This window comes from Bradyrhizobium sp. NBAIM08 (genome assembly GCF_020193935.1).
Classification (GTDB): domain Bacteria; phylum Pseudomonadota; class Alphaproteobacteria; order Rhizobiales; family Xanthobacteraceae; genus Bradyrhizobium; species Bradyrhizobium yuanmingense.
In genome coordinates, this window is record NZ_JADYVR010000355.1 from 1 (window position 1) to 447 (window position 447).

Annotated in this window: 1 protein-coding gene; it reads right to left on the minus strand. The window is 66.2% G+C overall.

The features are described 5' to 3' along the window. Window positions 1–421: ABC transporter permease (locus I6F37_RS39880; RefSeq protein ID WP_225154360.1), on the minus strand; the 421-nt coding region annotated here is incomplete at its 3' end. Window positions 422–447 lie beyond the last annotated feature (26 nt).

The following is a 447-nucleotide window of genomic DNA, read 5'->3' on the forward strand; positions in this document are numbered from 1 at the left end:
GATCGGCCGTCAACAGTCGGCCGATCTGCGCGGTGACGCCGAGCGTGTCGAAGAAGCGGCCGCTGACGAACAATCCCTGGGCGTTGCGCGTCTCGCCACCGGAGCTGAGGTTGAAGCGCGGGTTGCCCCAGGCGGCGACACCGACCAGCACGTCCTGGTGATCGCGGACGTACTCCCACACGGGATTGGTCAGCGTCGTGCTGACGGCGCGCGGGCTATCCAGCCCGAGAATCACGAGCCGATCCGGCTCATAGACCGGCAGCGGCTTCAGCATGAGGGCGTTGACCAGCGAGAAGATCGCCACATTGGCGCCAATCCCCAGGGCCAGGGACAGCAGCGCCACGCCGCTGACGACGGGCGCCTGCCGCATCTGTCGAAGGGCGAAGCGAAGATCACGTCCGAGCGAAGACACGAATCCCATGCGCGTTTTGACGTACTCTAGCGCGC